The 18,788-nt window shown below is 41.1% G+C and carries 18 protein-coding genes and 1 tRNA gene; 8 read left to right on the plus strand and 11 right to left on the minus strand.

Annotated features, from left to right (window positions below):
* Position 1: 1 nt before the first annotated feature.
* From M2470_RS02860 to M2470_RS02870, 3 genes are read left to right on the plus strand one after another with little or no spacing between them, the layout of a single operon-like run.
* On the plus strand, positions 2-1,585 hold the full coding sequence (locus M2470_RS02860; protein ID WP_280743481.1) for a C69 family dipeptidase: 1,584 nt from the start codon (positions 2-4) through the stop codon (positions 1,583-1,585).
* A gap of 19 nt (positions 1,586-1,604) precedes the next feature.
* Complete coding sequence (locus tag M2470_RS02865) at positions 1,605-2,777, plus strand: C1 family peptidase (RefSeq protein ID WP_280743480.1); 1,173 nt, start codon at positions 1,605-1,607, stop codon at positions 2,775-2,777.
* A 14-nt stretch (positions 2,778-2,791) separates the two neighbouring features.
* Positions 2,792-3,328 carry a GNAT family N-acetyltransferase gene (locus tag M2470_RS02870; protein ID WP_280743479.1) on the plus strand — a complete coding sequence of 179 codons (537 nt, stop codon included), beginning with the start codon at positions 2,792-2,794 and terminating at the stop codon, positions 3,326-3,328.
* 81 nt (positions 3,329-3,409) lie between these two features.
* Here M2470_RS02870 and M2470_RS02875 read toward each other — a convergent pair whose 3' ends face one another.
* The 8 genes from M2470_RS02875 to M2470_RS02910 form a co-directional block, all read right to left on the minus strand.
* Positions 3,410-3,877 carry a biopolymer transporter ExbD gene (locus M2470_RS02875; RefSeq protein WP_280743478.1) on the minus strand — a complete coding sequence of 156 codons (468 nt, stop codon included), beginning with the start codon at positions 3,875-3,877 and terminating at the stop codon, positions 3,410-3,412.
* The gene (locus M2470_RS02880) at positions 3,877-4,467 is read right to left on the minus strand and encodes a biopolymer transporter ExbD (RefSeq protein WP_280743477.1); all 591 of its coding nucleotides are present in this window, start codon (positions 4,465-4,467) and stop codon (positions 3,877-3,879) included. Before M2470_RS02880 ends, M2470_RS02875 begins: the two co-directional genes overlap by 1 nt.
* Positions 4,468-4,476: 9 nt before the next feature.
* On the minus strand, positions 4,477-4,953 hold the full coding sequence (locus tag M2470_RS02885; protein ID WP_280743476.1) for a hypothetical protein: 477 nt from the start codon (positions 4,951-4,953) through the stop codon (positions 4,477-4,479).
* 8 nt (positions 4,954-4,961) lie between these two features.
* Positions 4,962-5,699, minus strand: coding sequence for a MotA/TolQ/ExbB proton channel family protein (locus tag M2470_RS02890; RefSeq protein ID WP_280743475.1), 738 nt, complete (start codon positions 5,697-5,699; stop codon positions 4,962-4,964).
* A 65-nt stretch (positions 5,700-5,764) separates the two neighbouring features.
* A tRNA-Ser gene (locus tag M2470_RS02895) sits at positions 5,765-5,852 on the minus strand.
* 149 nt (positions 5,853-6,001) lie between these two features.
* Entirely contained in the window at positions 6,002-6,787 is a 786-nt protein-coding gene (locus M2470_RS02900) for a TatD family hydrolase (RefSeq protein ID WP_280743474.1), read from the minus strand.
* Positions 6,788-6,790: 3 nt separating this feature from the next.
* Complete coding sequence (locus tag M2470_RS02905; RefSeq protein ID WP_280743473.1) at positions 6,791-7,765, minus strand: polyprenyl synthetase family protein; 975 nt, start codon at positions 7,763-7,765, stop codon at positions 6,791-6,793.
* A gap of 71 nt (positions 7,766-7,836) precedes the next feature.
* Positions 7,837-8,526: an energy transducer TonB gene (locus M2470_RS02910; RefSeq protein WP_280743472.1), complete on the minus strand. Its 690-nt coding sequence runs from the start codon at positions 8,524-8,526 to the stop codon at positions 7,837-7,839.
* Between the two features lie 254 nt (positions 8,527-8,780).
* Here M2470_RS02910 and porQ point away from each other — a divergent pair, with 254 nt between their 5' ends.
* From porQ to M2470_RS02925, 3 genes are read left to right on the plus strand one after another with little or no spacing between them, the layout of a single operon-like run.
* A complete protein-coding gene (gene porQ / locus M2470_RS02915) occupies positions 8,781-9,779 on the plus strand; it encodes a type IX secretion system protein PorQ (protein WP_280743471.1) in 999 nt (332 codons plus the stop codon).
* A gap of 12 nt (positions 9,780-9,791) precedes the next feature.
* Positions 9,792-10,481, plus strand: coding sequence for a (d)CMP kinase (cmk, locus tag M2470_RS02920; protein ID WP_280743470.1), 690 nt, complete (start codon positions 9,792-9,794; stop codon positions 10,479-10,481).
* A complete protein-coding gene (locus M2470_RS02925; protein WP_280743469.1) occupies positions 10,478-11,344 on the plus strand; it encodes a 4-hydroxy-3-methylbut-2-enyl diphosphate reductase in 867 nt (288 codons plus the stop codon). The genes cmk and M2470_RS02925 overlap by 4 nt, the downstream gene beginning before the upstream one ends.
* A gap of 145 nt (positions 11,345-11,489) precedes the next feature.
* Here M2470_RS02925 and rlmH read toward each other — a convergent pair whose 3' ends face one another.
* Positions 11,490-11,963 (minus strand): 23S rRNA (pseudouridine(1915)-N(3))-methyltransferase RlmH, encoded by a 474-nt coding sequence (gene rlmH, locus M2470_RS02930; RefSeq protein WP_280743468.1) that lies wholly within the window; start codon positions 11,961-11,963, stop codon positions 11,490-11,492.
* A gap of 94 nt (positions 11,964-12,057) precedes the next feature.
* Between rlmH and M2470_RS02935 the strand changes: the two genes are divergently transcribed.
* Positions 12,058-12,429, plus strand: a complete 372-nt coding sequence (locus M2470_RS02935; protein WP_280743467.1) for a DUF4783 domain-containing protein — start codon at positions 12,058-12,060, stop codon at positions 12,427-12,429.
* 85 nt (positions 12,430-12,514) lie between these two features.
* Positions 12,515-13,354 (plus strand): carboxylating nicotinate-nucleotide diphosphorylase, encoded by an 840-nt coding sequence (nadC, locus tag M2470_RS02940; RefSeq protein ID WP_280743466.1) that lies wholly within the window; start codon positions 12,515-12,517, stop codon positions 13,352-13,354.
* Positions 13,355-13,370: 16 nt separating this feature from the next.
* Here the strand turns inward: nadC and M2470_RS02945 are convergent, their stop codons facing one another.
* Both M2470_RS02945 and M2470_RS02950 read right to left on the minus strand, forming a co-directional pair.
* Positions 13,371-14,612 (minus strand): hypothetical protein, encoded by a 1,242-nt coding sequence (locus tag M2470_RS02945; protein WP_348524203.1) that lies wholly within the window; start codon positions 14,610-14,612, stop codon positions 13,371-13,373.
* Between the two features lie 232 nt (positions 14,613-14,844).
* Complete coding sequence (locus M2470_RS02950) at positions 14,845-18,237, minus strand: DUF6383 domain-containing protein (RefSeq protein WP_280743464.1); 3,393 nt, start codon at positions 18,235-18,237, stop codon at positions 14,845-14,847.
* Between the last annotated feature and the right edge of the window lie 551 nt (positions 18,238-18,788).

Here is an 18,788-nt window from a genome sequence, read left to right on the forward strand (position 1 = left end):
CATGACTAAAACGATTACTCTTTTCTTGATACTTTTTTGTATCGGTTTTACAGTTAACGCCCAAGCAACCGGAAATGACCATCCGGAAAGTTGTACAAGTATTATGGTAGGAAAAAAGGCCTCTTCGGATGGCTCGGTAATGACCAGTCACACCTGTGACGGAAACTATCGGACATGGATGAATATGGTTCCTGCCAAGACCTATGATCGTGATACCGTAACAGGTATTTATACCGGGAAAATGCATACTGAATTTGCAGATGATCAAACAAAAGTAGTACTGAAAGGATCAATCCCTCAAGTACGATCAACCTATCGTTTCCTGAATACTGCTTATCCTTGCCTGAATGAAAAACAACTGGCTATTGGTGAGACCACCATTACAGGGCGCAAGGAGTTGGTAAATGATAAAGGTGTGTTCATGATCGAAGAATTGCAAAGGATCGCTCTGGAGCGCTGCAAAACGGCCCGGGAGGCAATTGCTTTAATGGGGAAATTGATTGCGGAATATGGATACGCCGATTGGGGCGAATGCCTGACGATTGCCGACACAAAGGAAGTATGGCATTTTGAAGTGTTTGGTGAAGGAAAGGATAAAGTAGGAGGTGTATGGGCTGCCATCCGTATCCCTGACGACCATGTGGGTGTTTCAGCCAACATTCCCCGTATTTCTAAACTGAATCTGAAAGATAAAGAAAACTGCATGGCATCTACCAATGTCTATGATGTGGCAAAGACTCTGGGCTATTGGGACGGCAAAGAGCCTTTTTGTTTTTGGAAAGCCTACGGGGGAGGAAAGAAAGCCTTTAACATTCGCGAATATTTTATTCTTTCATACCTGGCTCCGTCTTTGAACCTCTCGTATGACGCAGAGGAACTTCCTTTTTCTGTTAAACCTGAAAAGCAAGTGGCTGTGACGGATGTGATGGCTTTGTTACGCCAGACCTATGAAGGAACGAAGTGGGATATGACACAGAACCTGAAAGTAGAAGTTAAGAAAAAAGACAGCGATGAGAAGGAAACAATAGTAAGTCCGGCGGCAAACCCTTGGATGACAATGGATATGGTTAATATGTTGAATGCCATTGAAGATAGTACGGTAGTTCGTTATCGCCTGGTCTCTGTGCCTCAGTGCTCTTATTCACATGTGATACAGTTGCGTGACTGGTTGCCTGACGCGATTGGTGGCGTAGCATGGATGTCTTTTGATAATCCCGGACAAAGCCCCCGTTTCCCTATTTTCTGCGGAAATACGACACTTCCATCTAGCTTTAATATCTGCGGGCAACATCGTTATCGTGAAGATGCTACCATCTGGACATATCGCCGGGCTAATAAGCTGGCTACCGTTAAGTGGGGCATGACAAAAGATATTGTAAATAGCGCTGTGTCTCACTTTGAGAAAAAGGGACAGGCGGAGCTCTCCTTCGTAGAAAGCCAATACACAAGCTTGCTTCAATCAGTAGGTGAGGAGGAAGCGGCTAAATACCTGGATAACTATACCTTCGACTTTACAGGTGCTACACTCTATCGTTGGAAAGAGATGGGAGATACTTTCTGGAAAATGTTTGCAAGAGGGTTTTAATCATTAAATTAGATATAATATGAAAAAGTACATGAACGTTTGTGCAGCGCTTTTATTTAGTGCTACCACCTTATTTGCACAAGGTTATCAATTTACAGAGATAAAAAGGTTAGAGGCTACTCCGGTGAAGAACCAGGCTTCTACAGGTACTTGCTGGTGCTTTGCCACTGCTTCATTTATGGAATCCGAGCTTTTACGGATGGGAAAAGGCACGTATGATCTTTCTGAGATGTTTATTGTGCGCCAGAAATACATGAATCAATTGCAGGATAATTATATCCGTCAGGGAAAAGGAAATATAGGGCAGGGGAGTCTGTCGCATACATTTAAGAATGCTTACAAACAAGTCGGTATCGTACCGGAAGAGGTTTATGGCGGAATCAATTATGACTCAGATCGCCATAACCATAGTGAGCTTGCCCAGTACATGAAGGCGATAGCTGATGTAGCTGTTAAAATGAAGCATCGTAGCCCTCAATATGATGAGCTGATCAATAGTCTGTTTGATACCTATTTGGGTAAACTACCCGAGAAATTCATGTATAAAGGCAAGGAATATACTCCTAAATCTTTTGCTGCCTCATTAGGGCTTAATATGGACGATTACATAGAACTAACCAGTTTTATACATCATCCGTATTATGTGAAGTTTGATGTTGAAGTACCCGATAATTGGGAGCATCAGCTTATGTACAACCTTCCGCTGGACGAACTGATGGAAACCATGGATTATGCCCTGAACAATGGCTATACCGTATGCTGGGATGGCGATGTGAGCGAAAAAGGTTTCTCTTTTAAGAATGGAGTAGCGATTAATCCTGAAGTGAAGAAGGTAGATGATTATGCAACAACAGATCGTGCCCGCTTTGAAAAGATGGATGAAAAGGAAAGACTGGACGAAGTATATAAATACGAACGCCCCTATCCGGAAGTAAATGTAACGCCTGAAGTTCGTCAGAAAGGGTATGAATCTTTTGTAACCACTGATGACCATTTAATGCACGTTACAGGCATTGTAAAGGATCAGAACGGTACGAAGTACTATATTACAAAAAACTCCTGGGGAACGGAACGTAATGCGTTCGGAGGCTATCTGAACATGTCGGAAAGTTTTGTTCGTGCCAAAACAGTCTTTATTATGATACATAAAGATGCTATTTCTAAGTCTGTTAAATCTAAACTTGGTATATAATTGGATGATATAAAATGGTTGATTATAGAAAGATAGAAAGCACTTCGAATCCATTATTGGAGAAATTGGAAAAGACTTACATCGGCTCATTTCCGGAGCAGGAACGTCGCGCTTTTCCTCTTTTTGTTGAACTGATAGAACGGGAGCCCAGGTTTTCAGCCTATGTTTTATTAAAAGAAGGAAGCTATATTGGCTTCCTTACTACTTGGGCATTGGAAGGCTTTGTGTATGTTGAACATTTTGCTATTGATGAGGCAGCCCGGAATGGAGGGGTAGGAAAAGCGGCGATGGAGCAGCTTTTGAAACAAACATCCGCTCCGGTGATACTAGAGGTTGAATTGCCCCAAGATGAATTAAGCATCCGCAGGGTTGGATTTTACGAGCGTTTGGGATTCCGGTTGGATGATCATGCCTATACTCAACCTCCTTATGCAAAAGGGTCTGACTGGCTACCTATGTACCTGATGAGCTATGGAAAAATCAACCTGAATGAATCTTTTGAACAAGTAAAAGGTGAGTTGTATAAAAATGTTTACGGCGTAACTGAATAAATCTCAACTCTCTATAAAAAAAGGAAGCCGCTCTGAACAAAACAGGGCGGCTTTCTTTGTATTGTTATAGTCAGCTGATTCTTAGTTCACACGTGGTGCGGCAGAATAACTGATCTTTAGTGCATATGCTTCACGAAGCGCTTGCTTTACGTCTGTAATGGTCCCCATCTTTGTTTCCTTGTCTGCTTTGATAGACACTGTCATAAATGGTTGATCCTCTTCCTTCATACTAGACTTTTCCTGAGCGATGTAATCCTGGATTTCCCCTGGTTCTGCAAACTGGTCGTTTAACTGAAGACGGGTTTCAGTACCCATTTTAGCTTTGAACTCCTGTGTGGGCTCACCTATGTAAATGAATGTTACAAGTGATTTCTTTTCCAACTTTTGAAGTTCAGTAGCTTGTGGTGATCTGAACACAACCTTAAGTGTTACTTCACGCATGGATGTTACCATCATGATAAAGAACAAGAAAGCAAATACTAAGTCAGGCAATGAGGAGGTGTTCAATTCGGGCATTTCGCGCCCACCGGCTTTATTAAATTTTCCCATTATTTATTCCCTCCATAATTTTTAGGTTCAGCTTCAGATATTTTTTGTGGATAGATATCCTGAACTGCCCTTTGTCTGTCTTCGTCCAAATCGGCAAAAGCTTTGCCAAATTTCTTTCTCGAAACATCATCTCTTAATTCGTTATAAGCTGCTGCCAGCTCATTCTGAACATTTATATACGCCTGGTATTCTGTACCTCGGTCATTCTGCAAAGAAATTACGTGGTTTTTAGATACCATCATCTCTCCAAAGAATGGTACGTCAACAGGAACTTTCTCAGGCTTGTGCTCATCATTATATGGGTTTTCAATGAATTCCTTCACTTTGTCTTTGATTTGTCGGATTTCAGTATATTCCCCATTAATGGCCACCTGATTACTACTGTTAATCAACACCACCATTAGATTACGCTTTTTAATGTCGACATCTGATTTTTTCTGATCTTTTGGAACTGGAGGAGGAAGACGTCTTGGTAAACCTCTGTCCGTATCCATTGAAGATGTCAAAAGGAAGAATAGAAGCAACATAAAAGCGATGTCGGCAGATGAAGTAGCATTAATACTAGGTGCTTTTCTTTTTTTTCTTGCCATAGCCTTTAATTACTTAGAAAAAATTTTCTTTATACTTCCTCCAATAATAGCGAGAATAACCAATGCTGTCAGGATATATGTAGAATATAACCACATATCAGTTATCTTTAGCCAAAAAGGAACGTTAAAAACTTGCGCTTCAGAGTTTAATACATGTACTGGCGTGGTGTCTCCAAACGTATAAGAAAGGAACATCATTGCAGCGAATAATACAATAACTACCAGTCCCATAACTCCTCCCTTTGGATTGTTTTTAAAAGAAGAAGCAAATTGCCAGATTCCTAGCAGGATGGCAGCAAAAGCTGTCACGCCAAATAAGATGTATTGCCAGTAAAGTAGCAGATCTACATGTTTTGGGTTCCACATCTCTCCTTTGTATTTTTCATTATCTCCACCAAAGAAGAATAATGCCAGTACCGCTAGTGTAATGATGGTACAAAGGATTAATACCCAACTTGATATTTTTCTGATTTTAGTTACAGCCATGGTCCTGATTATTTTTTAAATTTTACGTAGTATTTTATAGCTGTGTCAACCAAAGTAATTGAAGCATCTTCCATTTTGTTAAGGATAGACTCCAATTTGCTTAACAGATAGTTATAAAATACCTGAAGGATCAATGCTACGATAAGACCGAAGATTGTTGTGATCAAAGCCACTTTCATACCACCGGCAACAACCGTTGGGCTGATATCACCTACTTGTTCGATTTTATCGAACGCCATAACCATACCTACTACAGTTCCCAAGAATCCTAATGAAGGAGCCATTGCGATAAACAAAGTTACCCAAGACAGGTTCTTTTCCAATAAACCGCTCTGTACACCACCATAAGATACGATAGATTTCTCAACGATGTCAACACCTTGGTCAAGTCTCATTAATCCTTGATATGCAATAGATGCAATAGGACCTCTTGTGTCACGAGCAATAGCTTTGGCACCTTCTACGTCACCTTTATCCAATGCGTCTTCAATACCTTTTAATAATTTCGTCGGATCAACATCTGCCAAGTTCAGGTAAATGATTCTTTCCAGACAGAAAGCCAAACCAAGCACCAATGTGATAGCAACCAAACTCATAAAGTCGGCACTACCTTCAATAAATTTTGTTTTCAACGCTTGGTGAAAACCGCCACCTTCAGTAGCAACAGCAACGTCCTGTGCGAATACTAAAGTAGAAGTTCCAAAGGCACATAATACCAAAAATGCTTTTGCAAATAACTTTTTCATTGTGTGTTTAATTTTTAAGATTAATAATTCTCTTTTATTTTGTTGTTAATAATTCATGGTATCTGCGGAGAGAGCGGGATTCGAACCCGCGATACACTTTAGGCGTATACACGCTTTCCAGGCGTGCCTCTTCAACCACTCGAGCATCTCTCCAAAAACAGAGCCTTATCTCCGTAAAAACGTGCGCAAATTACGAAAAAAATCCCAACTGCAAACGTTTCAGTCTACAAATCTAAAGTTTTTGCTTTATATATAACCCAATTCCCGCGAATAAATTTCTGCATGTTTAAGAAATTATATCACTAAATAGCTTTATTTACGATTTTAAATAGTTTCAAAGCATTTTTTCGCGTGCGAAAAACCGTTTCTTCGAGTGTCAACTGAAAAACAGAAGCCAGCTTTTCGGCGGTTTTCCATATGTAGACAGGATCATTCCGTTTGCCTCTGTATGGAACCGGAGCCAGATAAGGGGCGTCTGTTTCTAATACGATATCATCAATCGTAGCATGTTTTAAGACTTCTGCCAAACCGGAATTTTTAAACGTTACAACACCGTTTATGCCCAGTTTGAAGCCTTGCAGTCGCTTGACTTCCGCCAGATCGGCTTCCGTTCCGGAAAAGCTGTGGAATACTCCTCTGAGTTTATCTTTCCCTACTTTATGAATGCTATCGAACACTTCCGGGAAGGCATCTCTTGTATGGATGGCTACCGGTAAGTCCTTGTCTATGCTCCAGCGCAACTGCTCTTCAAACACCAACTTTTGTTCTGCCAGGTATGTCTTGTCCCAGTACAGATCTATCCCTATTTCACCAATTGCACAATAACTTCGTGTGTTGAGTTGTGATTCTATCTTTTTTAACTCCGCCACATAATTCTGTTTTACACTTGTAGGGTGAAGCCCCATCATCGGGTAGGCAAAGTTAGGATGACGTTCGCACAAGGCATGCATCCTTTCGATGGTTGTTGCATCTACATTGGGTAGCAGAATCGTGTCAATGCCGGATGTCTGAGAAGCAAGAACCATCTCTTCACGGTCTGCATCAAATTCCTCTAAATATAGATGGCAATGGGTGTCGATCAGTTTCATTCCTTATGACTCTCTGTACAACAGATCATTGCTTACATCCTTTAATATGCTGAGTCTTTCTGCCGGAGCGCTTAGCTGCGAGAAGTGCTGCAATGCCTGATCGTAGTAATATTGTATCTTGGTTTCTGTAATTTTCTTCAGTTCCAGCTTGTCATATATCTGCTTGAATGCATTTATTTTTTCTGCCGGATCAAAAGTCTTCTTTTCAAACCATTGATACATTGTTTCTTTTTGCTCCTCTGAGGCTTTTTTCAAGGCATTTATCAGAAGGAAAGTCTTTTTGTTACATAAGATATCCCCTCCGATGTTTTTACCGAATGTAGCGGGGTTGCCATATACGTCCAGCAAATCATCCTTTAGTTGGAAGGCCAGACCGATGTTCAGGCCATATTGATACAAATGCTCGCAATCGCTCTCAGAGGCTCCGCCGACAATGCCACCCATCTTCAGTCCGCAGCCCATTAATACGGCCGTTTTCAGGCGTATCATCTCTATATATTCTGCTTCGTCTACATCTGTGCGTGCTTCGAACTCCATATCATATTGTTGACCTCCACATATCTCTAATGCTGTTATTGTAAATAGATCAAGTAGCTGTTTAAGATAGGCAGGATTGCTTTCTGCAATCGTTTTGTAGGCAACAATCAACATAGCGTCACCTGACAGGATCGCTGTGTTTTCATTCCAGACTTTATGAACGGTAGGCTTCTTTCTCCGTTTATCGGCTTCGTCCATCAAGTCGTCGTGCAGTAGTGTGAAGTTGTGGAAGATTTCCAGGCTGAGAGCCGGGGCAATCGCGTTCTCAATAGAATCGCTGTATATATTGCAACCGATTAGGGTAAGTGCCGGACGAATTCGTTTCCCTCCGAGTGAGAGGATATATTCTATCGGAGTGTATAAACTATGTGGAGGGTAATTGAACTGAAGTTGTGACACTTCATGTTCTATCCGTTGAAGAATTTCATTGAAAGATAACATGCTATAGGAATTTTGTATATATAAAAAAGGCTGCAATTCAAGCAGCCTTTTTTAATAAAGTATTTTTCGTATTACTGTAATCTGAATGTAATTGGTACAGTATATTTAACACGTACCGGTTTACCTCTTTGCTTTCCGGGAGTCCATTTAGGCATGGTGCCGATCACGCGAAGCGCTTCTTTGTCCAAAGAAGGGTCTACACCGCGAACTACTTCCGCATCTACTACAGTACCGTCACGATTTACAACGAATGCGCAGATTACGCGTCCTTGAATACCGTTTTCCTGAGCGATCACCGGATATTTGATACTCTTACCGATAAACTTCAATAATTCACCTTCACCGCCGGGAAACTGAGGCATTTCTTCTACCACAGTAAAGATTTGTTGAGCAGATTCTTCTTCTTCTTCAACTACAGCAGGAGCAACATAAGTCTGAACCTGTGCATCACGTTGGCTATCTTCTGAAGAAAGAATTTCCTGTTGTTCAAGATTTACGTCGTCTTCAACAACATTCAGCTCCTCAATCACAGCCTGTACTGGAGGGGGAGGGGGAGGGGGAGGCGTATCTTCCGGTCTTGTAATTTCAATTTCTTCTTCTGCAATAATGTCGGCAACACCTTCAGACGTTGCCACGAGTACATCTTGCGTTCCCCATTCGAAACCTACAAACAAGACGGCCAGGGCGATAATCAAACCCATCAGGAAACTCATTGTCTTGGTTCCCTCGATGTCTGCCTTTTTTGATTTCTTAATTTCCATAACGTTTATAATATTTTATGTGTTTTTCAGTAGGGCAAAAATACGAATTTTTTTAAATAACACTTACAAAACGCAGAAATACTTCGTTTTTTTTGTTTTTTTACTCTAAAAGGCGAAAATAAAGAAGGCCGATATACCTTTTTTACGTTTTTTTCGTTTGTGTAGGTGATAGTTGTTTTAGCTTAAATAAAACGACATAGTGTAATTTCTTTTTTGATTTAATGTATCTTTGAACGTTTTTTGCAGGAAATAGTATGAGAAAAATACATTATATAGTCTTCCTTTTTGTCCTTGTGCCCTTTGTTTCGGCACAGCATGGAGAGGAGGTATTTTCTTTTTTGCGATATCCGTTCTCTGCCAGGGCAACGGCTTTGGGCGGAAACAATATTTCTCTTATCGAACGGGATCCCTCCCTTATTTTTCATAACCCGGGGCTTTTAGGCACGGAGATGGATGGGATGGTGAACCTGAACTATATGAATTTCTTTTCAGACATAAACCTCGGGAGCGCATTGTATACGAAAGCGGCTGGAGAGAAGGCTGCCTGGGGAGTAGGGGCTTCCTTTATTAGTTATGGCAATTTTAAAGGATATACTTCCGAGAATATCGCAACAGGCGATTTCTCAGTCAAAGACATTTCCCTGAATGCCTTTTACGCCCGGGATTTGTCAGAGAAATGGAGAGGCGGTTTGTCTTTGAAGTTTCTTTATTCGTCTTTGGAGAGTTATTCTTCCATCGGGCTGCTTGTGGATGCGGGATTGAGTTATTATGATTCGGAAAAGGGCTTCTCTGCCGGGATTGCGTTAAAGAACATCGGTGCCCAGCTAACTACATACGACGAAAAACGTTACAAAGTACCTTGGGATATTCAGCTGGGGATGAGTAAAAAGATGGCACATGCACCATTTCGCTTGTCGGTAACTGCCATGTACCTGAACAAATGGGAACTGGAATACCTGGATGATTCGGATCCGGCCTACGAAGGAGATGCTTTTTTTAAGACCTTTTTTAAGCATTTAGTATTTGGTATTGATTATGTACCTAGCGAAAATTTTTGGCTTGGTGTCGGATATAATCCAAAGACCGGTATGGATATGAAGCTGGAAGGAGCGAATTCCCTGGCAGGCTTTTCTGCCGGAGCCGGCGTTTCTATTAAGATGTTCGACGTGGGCGTTTCCGTAGCCAAATACCATCCTTCCGCATTATCTTTGATGCTTACGGTTTCTACTACATTAGGAGATTTCAAACCCTGAATATAATATATAATGAAACGAATAACGATTGCCATTGATGGATTCTCGTCCAGCGGTAAGAGCACAATGGCTAAAGATTTGGCTAAAGAGATTGGCTATGTTTATATAGACAGTGGTGCTATGTATCGTGCCGTTACCCTTTATTGCCTTCTACATGGAATTATTTCAAACGGACAGATAAATGAAGAACAACTGATGGCTGTTCTTCCTGATATTGATATATCATTCCGCCTGAACGAACAGACCGGACGCCCGGATACCTACCTCGACGGAGTGTGTGTAGAGAAAGAGATCCGGACGATGCAAGTATCAGACTTGGTGAGCCCGGTAGCTGCATTGCCCTTTGTACGTGAGGCTTTGGTTGCCAAACAGCAACTGATGGGTCAGCAAAAAGGGGTAGTAATGGACGGACGCGATGTAGGAACAGTTGTCTTTCCGGATGCAGAACTGAAGATTTTTGTAACGGCTAGTCCCGAAGTGCGTGCCCAGCGAAGGGTAGACGAGTTGCTAGCTAAGGGCGAACCTGTTTCCTTTGAAGAAGTGCTGGAAAACGTAAAAAGCCGGGATCATATTGATTCAACCCGTGCCGTAGGCCCCTTAAAGCAGGCAGAAGACGCCTTGGTACTTGATAATTCATATATGAGTATTGCTGAGCAGAAAGCGTGGTTACTTACGCAGTATAAACGAGTAGTAGGCGAATGATAGAAGTAGAAATAGATAGTGCCTCCGGATTCTGCTTCGGCGTGGTAAATGCTATTCAAAGTGCCGAACGGGAATTAGGTACAACGCCTGTGTTGTACTGTCTGGGGGATATTGTACATAATAGCCTGGAGGTGGAACGTCTGAAGGCTTTGGGACTTTATACCATCGGTCACGAGGAGTTGGCCGGCCTGAAAGATAAAACCGTTTTGCTTAGAGCGCATGGAGAGCCTCCCTCCACCTATTCCGTGGCAAAGAAGAATAATATAAAGATAGTAGACGCTACCTGCCCCGTGGTGTTGCGTTTGCAGCAAAAGATACATGGATGCTATCAGGAGTCTAAGAATACAGCTACGCAACTGGTTATATACGGGAAGAAAGGCCATGCAGAGGTAAATGGACTGGTGGGGCAGACAGAAGGTAATGCCATCGTGATTGAGAAACCGGAGGATTTGGATAAACTGGACTTCTCAAAAGGTATTATCCTTTTTTCGCAGACTACCAAGTCGCTGGATGGCTTTCGCGAGATTGTAGCTGCTATTCGCCAGCGCATCAGCCCGGAAGTAGAGTTTAGGTTCTTTGATACCATCTGCCGGCAGGTAGCCAACCGTCTTCCCGGCATCAAGAAGTTTGCTTCCAACCACGACTGGATCTATTTCGTAGCAGGCGAGAAGAGCTCAAACGGTAAAATGCTCTTTGAAGAATGCCTGAAAGCCAACAAACATTCCGTATTTATTTCCAGCGCCAAGGAAATAACCTCCCCCTTACCTCCCGGAGTCAAACGGGTAGGCGTTTGTGGAGCCACATCCACCCCCAAATGGTTGATGGAAGAAGTTGCCGTTCGCATCAAAGAGCTAAACGCATAGTATTCGATTTTTGATTAAAAAGTATTCGATATATTACCCTTTTCACAGGTGTGAAAAATGTTTTCTACAGCTGTGAAAAGAATATGTCACACCTGTGAAAAGAGTATATCACAGTTGTGAAACGGATAAATAATAGGCAGTAAAACTATAAATGATGGTAAGGTTCGTTATTAAGAATCGTAAATGCCCTGTATAGTTGCTCCGTAAAGATAAGGCGGATCATCTGATGAGAGAACGTCATCTTGCTTAGCGAAATCTTTTCGGATGCCAGCTTGTAGATGCTGTCGCTGAATCCGTAAGGGCCACCAATGATGAATACGAGCCGCTTAGCCACTGTATGCGTTTTTTTCTCAATATAGGAGGCGAATTGTGTAGACGTAAATTCTTTTCCCTTCTCATCCAGTAAAACGCAGTAATCTCCGGTTTGCAAGCTCTTCGCGATCAGTTCTCCTTCTTTTTCTTTCTGTTGTATTTCTGATAGGTTTTTAGCGTTTTTGATATCAGGGATGGTTATAATTTCAAAAGGGAGATAGTGGATCAACCGTTTGTAATATTCCTCAATAGCCTCTCTGAGCCAAGGCTGGTCGGTTTTCCCTATCATTAGCAAAGCAATTTTCATTTGGTGGCAAATTGTAATTTAACGTTGATTCTTTGCTAAAATACTATTTTTTTTTGACCTTTGTTAATTATTAATCATATAAATGAAGGAGATTATGAAACGATTAGTGCTTATTCTTACGTTGGTATTCTCGTTCTTGTTAGTGCGTGCTGCTGATATTACCCCTATATCCAATGCTTTTAAAGCGGGCAATGCTTCTTCACTTGCAACCTTAATGGCTGCTGAAGTAGATATGGCTGTGCCCGGGGCATCCAAAAAATGCAATGGCAATGATGCTGTTGCCATGCTGAACTCATTTTTCGGCACCAATAAACCGGCTGGATTTTCTGTATTGCATAATGCAGACAAGAAGGACAGCGGCTTCCTGGTAGGCAAACTACCTACCTCCAAAGGCGAGTTCCGCGTAAATATCACCTACAAGTCGGATGGTAATAAAGCAGTCATACAATCAATAAGAATAGAATAGTAACGATTGATGATTAGTGATTAACGATTAATTGTTTGAGGCAATAGGTTAATCATTAATCATTAACCATTAATAATTAAAAAAGATGGATCATTTAATTGACGAATTGATCAGGTTAGCCTTTGCCGAAGATGTAGGTGATGGCGACCATACCACTTTGTGCTGTATTCCTCCCTCTGCCATAGGGAAGAGTAAACTTATTATTAAAGAAGACGGTATTCTGGCAGGAGTAGAAATGGCAAAGCGCATCTTCCATTATTTCGACCCGGAGTTGAAAATAGAACTCTTTATTGAGGATGGAACACCGGTGAAGAAAGGCGATATCGCATTTACTGTAGAAGGAAAGGTACAATCGCTGCTTCAGACAGAGCGTTTGGTGCTGAATGTAATGCAGCGCATGAGCGGTATTGCTACTACCACCAATAAGTATGTAAAAGCGCTGGAAGGAACAAAGACCCGCGTATTAGATACTCGCAAAACAACTCCCGGAATGCGTATGTTGGAAAAAGAAGCCGTTCGCCTGGGTGGGGGAGTAAATCACCGGATCGGCCTGTTCGATATGATATTACTGAAAGATAATCATGTGGACTTTGCCGGAGGAATAACACCTGCCATTACCCGCGCACAAAACTATCTGAAAGAAAAAGGAAAGAACCTGAAAATAGAGATTGAAGTGCGTAATTTCGACGAACTGGAGCAAGCCCTTAAAACAGGCGGTATCGACCGTATCATGCTTGATAACTTCAGCGTAGCCGACACCAAAGAAGCCGTAAAACGCATTGGCGGGAAGTACGAAACCGAGTCGTCCGGCGGAATTACCTTTGATACCTTAAAAGACTACGCGTCAACTGGCGTAGACTATATATCCGTAGGTGCTCTTACTCACTCCGTAAAGAGCCTTGATATGAGCTTAAAAGCCGTTTAGTGCTTTGTCTTTGCCTTCAGAATTTGTACTGAATTCTGAAGGTAAAGACATTATCTTTTCTGTCTGATTCGTATCCTGCGATCCATTCGCTTTTTTCATTTTTGTTTATTTCATAGTATGCCTGCAGGCGGATGTACTTATTGAAGCGGTAAAGAGCGCCGATTCCGATGGTGCTTTGCGATAAGTCTGTCTTGCTTGTCTGGCTTCCTTCCAGCCCGACTTCATTCTCTTTTACTTTCGTATTCGGATCGTATGTGTCGTATTTAAGTACGACTGAGAAAGGAGATACCCCTATATCCTGTACAAAATAAAAGAAATAGCCCAGGAATGGCCTTTCATATAAAGCGTTCTCCGGAGCGTTGCCCGGACGGCTACTATAATTGGGACTCTTACTGCTTCCAGCTGTCCCCGGCTGAGTGCCGAATAAACCTTCCCCCCGAAGAGTTGTGGTACCTATTGCTGAGGAGACGCTTAATTGTGCATCAAAACCGATGTATTCGCGTTTCATAAAGCTTCCGGTTTCATCCTTTTCTATCCTGACGAAACGTTTGTCTTGCATTTCGTAGGCTTCCGTTGTAGGGTTATATACGCCTCCGTTGTAATACGACATACCTACGCCCCATTTGCCCCATTTTCCGGCTTTCTTTTCGGCTCCCAGGCGCCCGATAAAGTCTTTCCGGTTGTCCGTCTCCCGATTGATACTATTGCCGGCAAAGAGGCCGGCATCCAGTCGGAGGAAGTGTAGCGGACTTGTCGCTTCGGTACGCAAGCTGAGCATAGCTCCCAAATCCCGCTCGTCAGGAAAAAAGTATTGGATGATAGTAGCTCGCTCTGGCGATTCCAGACTGGATGTAGAGTAGCCTACTTCATACCCGAAGGGGCGATTGAATATCCCGGCTGTCAGTTGACTGCGTTTTGTCCAGGGATCCTTTATACCTATATATATATCCCGGAAACTTACCCCTTTGTCGTTTGCCTCGATCTGGACGGCTCCTGTCTCTATCCCGTCATTGTATTCAAATTTGACCCGTCCGCGACGGATACCGATCCGGTTAAAACCTTTATCAGGATTCTCGTTAGTATCTCCTACCTTGAGAGTCGCATCTTCTTGCCCATATTGATACTGTCCTTGGATATAAGCCGACACCTTAAACTTACTTAGTCCCTTTACTATTTTGTCGAGAGTTGCCGTTTGCTCCTCTAATGAATCCATCCTGGTGGTCAGATCATCCACATATTGTTGAGCAGCGGTCAACATAGGAATGAATGCTAAGCAGGCAATAAGAATGCCTTGCATTGTTTTCTTGTAAATCAATTTAGCTTGTATCATAAACTAGTGATAAATATATCTGCAAAGAAAGTATAAAATGATCACAAAATAAAGACAAACAAGTTACATCCTTGTTAAGGATAGGCTATATAAAAGAAAAAGCCCCCTCCGAATCGGAGAGGGCTTTTGATATGATTAGTTTATCTATTCAGATACCTAATTACTTAACGATAGCTTTAACAGCCTTTTCACCTTCAACAGCTACTACTACGATACCCTTCGGTAAAGCAATTGTTGCACTGTTAGAGTTCAAAGTTTGGTTAGCTACTGTTTGACCTAAGATGTTGCTGATAGCAACGTTCTTACCGTTAGCATTCAAGATAGTAACAGCACCAGCTTCGCTAATAACCTTAACTTCGCTTCCAGCAGAAACTGCATCTTCGTTACCAACAGCCATGTTTTCGTCACCAGCCATTACGTCAAAGATATCAGCTCCGTTCTGTTTAGCATTGCTCAAAGAGATGTCTTCACTAACTACTGGAACACCATTTTGGATTTTTACCCATCTACCTACATTTGGTCCCATTTCTTCACCATCATCTTGTCTAGATTCGATCAAGAATGTTCTGTCTTTTTCAGGAGCATACAAACGGAACTGGAATACCATACTCTTACCATTGTTTGCATCTGTGAATGTGTTAGCTGTAACAACATTAGCTCCAGTATACCATCTTGGTTTGTAGTGGGTGTTTTGTCCCAGATAATGTTTGTCTCTTGCATCGATCTGATACAATCTGTTTGTTGAAATTTGATCTGCAGCAAGAGTTGCGTTAGCTCCACGTAATACATAGAATGTATCCATTGCGTGTACACCTCTTACGAAGGCCAAACGAGTTGTTTTTTCGGCACCGTATTCAACTTTACCTACATAATCTTTGTTGTGAGGAGCATCGTTGTCATAACCAATTGAGTCCTGAGCATTGTACAACCAATCAGCAACAACCATTCTTGTTCTGATTACTGTGTGAGGACAGTTCAACCAGTTAGGATCGTCATGAGTTTGTCCAGCATGATGAGAATCTTCACACCAAGTAGTATCAGCATCCAATATATAAGGACGAAGAGCCAACATATACTGAGGTTTCGCTGTGTTATTACGTACATAAGCAGTATCCACATAGAATGTGTACTTCATGTCATCAGTTTCAGGATACTGATTGATGTTATACAAACCTAAGAAGCTGATTGTTTTAGCTCCGTTAGTTGAAAGAGCATCACGATAGTCGTTTACATCTTTACCAGGGCCACCAGCACCTCTTGGTGAGTTTTCAAACAAGAACTCGTTTCCGAAGTTGTTGTATCTTGTAAACTTCAACCATTTTGGTGAGTTGTCACCAGCATTATCTTCATCAAATGGCTCCTGAACTTCAGTTTTACCATATTTGTTACCATCAAATCTTCTGTATAACGGTTCGTTATAAGGACTTGGGTAGAAAGCAGATGTTCTAACTTCAGTACGTCCTTGTTCAAACGCCCACAAACTGTTATCATCAATACCTAACTTAACGTCTCCGTAAAGTTTGTTATCAACATTCTTTTTAGAAGTATTGTCATAACCAAATGAACCAGTGTCAAGCAATGCATAGTAATCTTTACCATACTTTGTGTTGTTGGTCTTTAGGTGGAAGATTGCTGAGTCAACAGCTGAACTCTTAGTAACTGTGTATCTATGTTCGTTGTCGATTGCAATGAATGCACCGGTTTTAGAAAGTCTAGAAGCATCTTTAACTTGAAGTGCATAAGCTACTTTCACCAATTGAGCTAAGTTTGCTACTTCTTTAGTGGTGTATCCGTATTTTTTAGGAGCACTCTGAGGAACAAACTGGAACTGAGATCTTCCTGAATTGATGTTATTTACATAAATAGATGAGTCTTTTGTATCTTTGATATACAAATATCTTTCATCATCAAATTCATGCAGATAGTTGAAGTCGTAAGTGTTGAATCTTACAGAATCATCTTCCAAATATTTGTATCCCAAATATGGATCTTTCTTCTGCGCCAATGGAACAGCTGTAAAGTTAGCAGCATAAACGTCAGCACCGTATAGATTAACTGCTTTGTCAGATAACTGAACAGTCTTTGAAGCAATAGTCTTAACTTGTAATGCTCCGAATTCGCGGTTTGTGATCTTGATAGGAGAAGTAGTCGGATAATCCTTTCTTGTTTGTTCAACTACCCATTGGTAAGCAGGAATTCTATTAGGATCAACATTTGCAGGAAGTGTTACCCATTTAGGAACTGTGTCTGAATAAACAGGAACAATTAATGTCTGTCCAGCTGCATTTTTAATAACATACAAGTCGTTGCCAACAGTAGTTAGATTAAGACCCTTAGGATCACAACCTGTCAGACCTAATTCGATCTTAGTAGAAACTTCAGTTGTTCCAATAGTTAGGATACTTCTTTCATTTTGAACTAAATCTTGCAATTTAACATGCAATGAGTCTTTGCTTTCTGGTGTGAAACCTGTAGCGTCCCAAAGTGTTGGAGCAGGATGCAGATACCAGTCGCCAGTATATTCTTCTTTCGGCATGATAGCTTGCATTACGTCAATAGCTAAACTATCGCTTGCTACATCATATCTTGCCTGGAAATAATATTGCTTTTCAATTGCTGCCTTTTGAAGAGTAGCATCACTAGGAGCATCTCCAAATGCAAATTTCAAGAATTTTACACCATATACACCTGTGTAAACAGTATCTACACGTAAGTATTTTTCTTTTGCATTGTCCGTTTTTTGTTCGAATGTCAACCAACCAGTCGGTGCAGTTGTTCCATCAGCGAATTCTTCTACGTCTTCAGCCCAAAGAGGAGTTTGAAGAGGGCTCTTGTCTGTTGGAGCAGGAACAAAATTCAACGAAATATAACCCTCTTTTTGAGTGTTAATAACAGTGTTGAATTGTTCAGCTGTCAAAGTGATTGGAGCCGGTTTGTAAACGGTAAAGAGAATCACTTCGGGGAATAAACTTGTATCAGTAAGGTCATCTGTAGCCAGATATGATTGTACGCCAACCTTTCCTGGAGAAAGTTCAACAAGTGCCAATACATAGTCTTTTTTGTAATACAAAACAAGCGGTTTTGTATCTTCAAGACCTTCTTCATAAATGCGTGAAAATTCAAATCTGGAAAGGTTTCCGAATTCAACATTCACTGTGGCATCTGGATCAGTAGGGTCAAGATCTAAATCTTCTTCACTTACTCGTAATTTAAAGCCATTAGCTTTGTTTGTGAATTCAAAAGTTGGATTCTGTCCTTGAATTTCAGCGTCTGCCACTTCAATACACCAAAGTGACTCGCCGAATAAACCTGGATAAGCCGCTGCATCCTGCAGAGATAGATATCCATCTTCATTAACTGTTAATGCAAAATCTGTACCCCCAACATTACCAATCAGGTGATACAAATTACTGTTTTGCTTTGTGTCGGGCAACTTGTCCTCTGCAACCGCATCTGTACCTATAGCAAGGTCCATTGTCTGAGCATTAACAGTCCCCAACGATGCTACCAGCATAAAGGCGCTGGCAATCAAAGTAAAAAACTTTTTGTTCATAATTTAAAAATTTAACATTAATACTAAAAGTAAATCAAGTTTATTTTTGTTTTTTTATTCGCTTGTAATCATAATTATGGGATCGCTTTGTCGTTTGTTATTGCTTATGCATCAACGATTAAGCGAGCCGCAGCTTAAATTATTCTTTCTTTTTTCACACATAGCATTCGTTTCTTCTCTTTTGTGGACAAGTTAAACGAACCTTTTTTCCACCCAGCAAAGGTATATAATTGTTTGATATTCGCAATTAAATTAAATATTTTTTTTCCCTATACCAGTCTTTTCTTATCAATAGAATCGAAATCCTGTACAAAACTGTCGTTTTTAATGACGAACCATGTTTTTAGTAACTAAAAACGCCACAAAGATATATGATTTCTCTTTATATACATGAAGTTTGTAAGACCTAAATCGATTGACTGATACCTGTCTGCCCAATAATCAATAGTTATTGCCCCAATATTCACATTGATAATGTTACTATATCCTGTTCAAAAAAAAGGTTCGTTTAAGTTAGCCACAATGAAGATGGACAGAATGAATAATTAAAA

The sequence above is a fragment of the Parabacteroides sp. PH5-46 genome (assembly GCF_029892785.1).
Taxonomy (GTDB): domain Bacteria; phylum Bacteroidota; class Bacteroidia; order Bacteroidales; family Tannerellaceae; genus DFXE01.

Bases quoted from the DNA above. Each gene is read 5' to 3' on its own strand.
- M2470_RS02910 (WP_280743472.1), bottom strand. From the start codon at position 8,526: ATGGAAATTAAGAAATCAAAAAAGGCAGACATCGAGGGAACCAAGACA.
- M2470_RS02860 (WP_280743481.1), top strand. From the start codon at position 2: ATGACTAAAACGATTACTCTTTTCTTGATACTTTTTTGTATCGGTTTT.
- nadC (WP_280743466.1), top strand. From the start codon at position 12,515: ATGGATCATTTAATTGACGAATTGATCAGGTTAGCCTTTGCCGAAGAT.
- cmk (WP_280743470.1), top strand. From the start codon at position 9,792: ATGAAACGAATAACGATTGCCATTGATGGATTCTCGTCCAGCGGTAAG.
- M2470_RS02870 (WP_280743479.1), top strand. From the start codon at position 2,792: ATGGTTGATTATAGAAAGATAGAAAGCACTTCGAATCCATTATTGGAG.
- M2470_RS02905 (WP_280743473.1), bottom strand. From the start codon at position 7,765: ATGTTATCTTTCAATGAAATTCTTCAACGGATAGAACATGAAGTGTCA.
- M2470_RS02890 (WP_280743475.1), bottom strand. From the start codon at position 5,699: ATGAAAAAGTTATTTGCAAAAGCATTTTTGGTATTATGTGCCTTTGGA.
- M2470_RS02925 (WP_280743469.1), top strand. From the start codon at position 10,478: ATGATAGAAGTAGAAATAGATAGTGCCTCCGGATTCTGCTTCGGCGTG.
- M2470_RS02900 (WP_280743474.1), bottom strand. From the start codon at position 6,787: ATGAAACTGATCGACACCCATTGCCATCTATATTTAGAGGAATTTGAT.
- M2470_RS02880 (WP_280743477.1), bottom strand. From the start codon at position 4,467: ATGGCAAGAAAAAAAAGAAAAGCACCTAGTATTAATGCTACTTCATCT.
- M2470_RS02865 (WP_280743480.1), top strand. From the start codon at position 1,605: ATGAAAAAGTACATGAACGTTTGTGCAGCGCTTTTATTTAGTGCTACC.
- M2470_RS02935 (WP_280743467.1), top strand. From the start codon at position 12,058: ATGAAACGATTAGTGCTTATTCTTACGTTGGTATTCTCGTTCTTGTTA.
- M2470_RS02950 (WP_280743464.1), bottom strand. From the start codon at position 18,237: ATGAACAAAAAGTTTTTTACTTTGATTGCCAGCGCCTTTATGCTGGTA.
- M2470_RS02885 (WP_280743476.1), bottom strand. From the start codon at position 4,953: ATGGCTGTAACTAAAATCAGAAAAATATCAAGTTGGGTATTAATCCTT.
- M2470_RS02945 (WP_348524203.1), bottom strand. From the start codon at position 14,612: ATGTTGACCGCTGCTCAACAATATGTGGATGATCTGACCACCAGGATG.
- M2470_RS02875 (WP_280743478.1), bottom strand. From the start codon at position 3,877: ATGGGAAAATTTAATAAAGCCGGTGGGCGCGAAATGCCCGAATTGAAC.
- rlmH (WP_280743468.1), bottom strand. From the start codon at position 11,963: ATGAAAATTGCTTTGCTAATGATAGGGAAAACCGACCAGCCTTGGCTC.
- porQ (WP_280743471.1), top strand. From the start codon at position 8,781: ATGAGAAAAATACATTATATAGTCTTCCTTTTTGTCCTTGTGCCCTTT.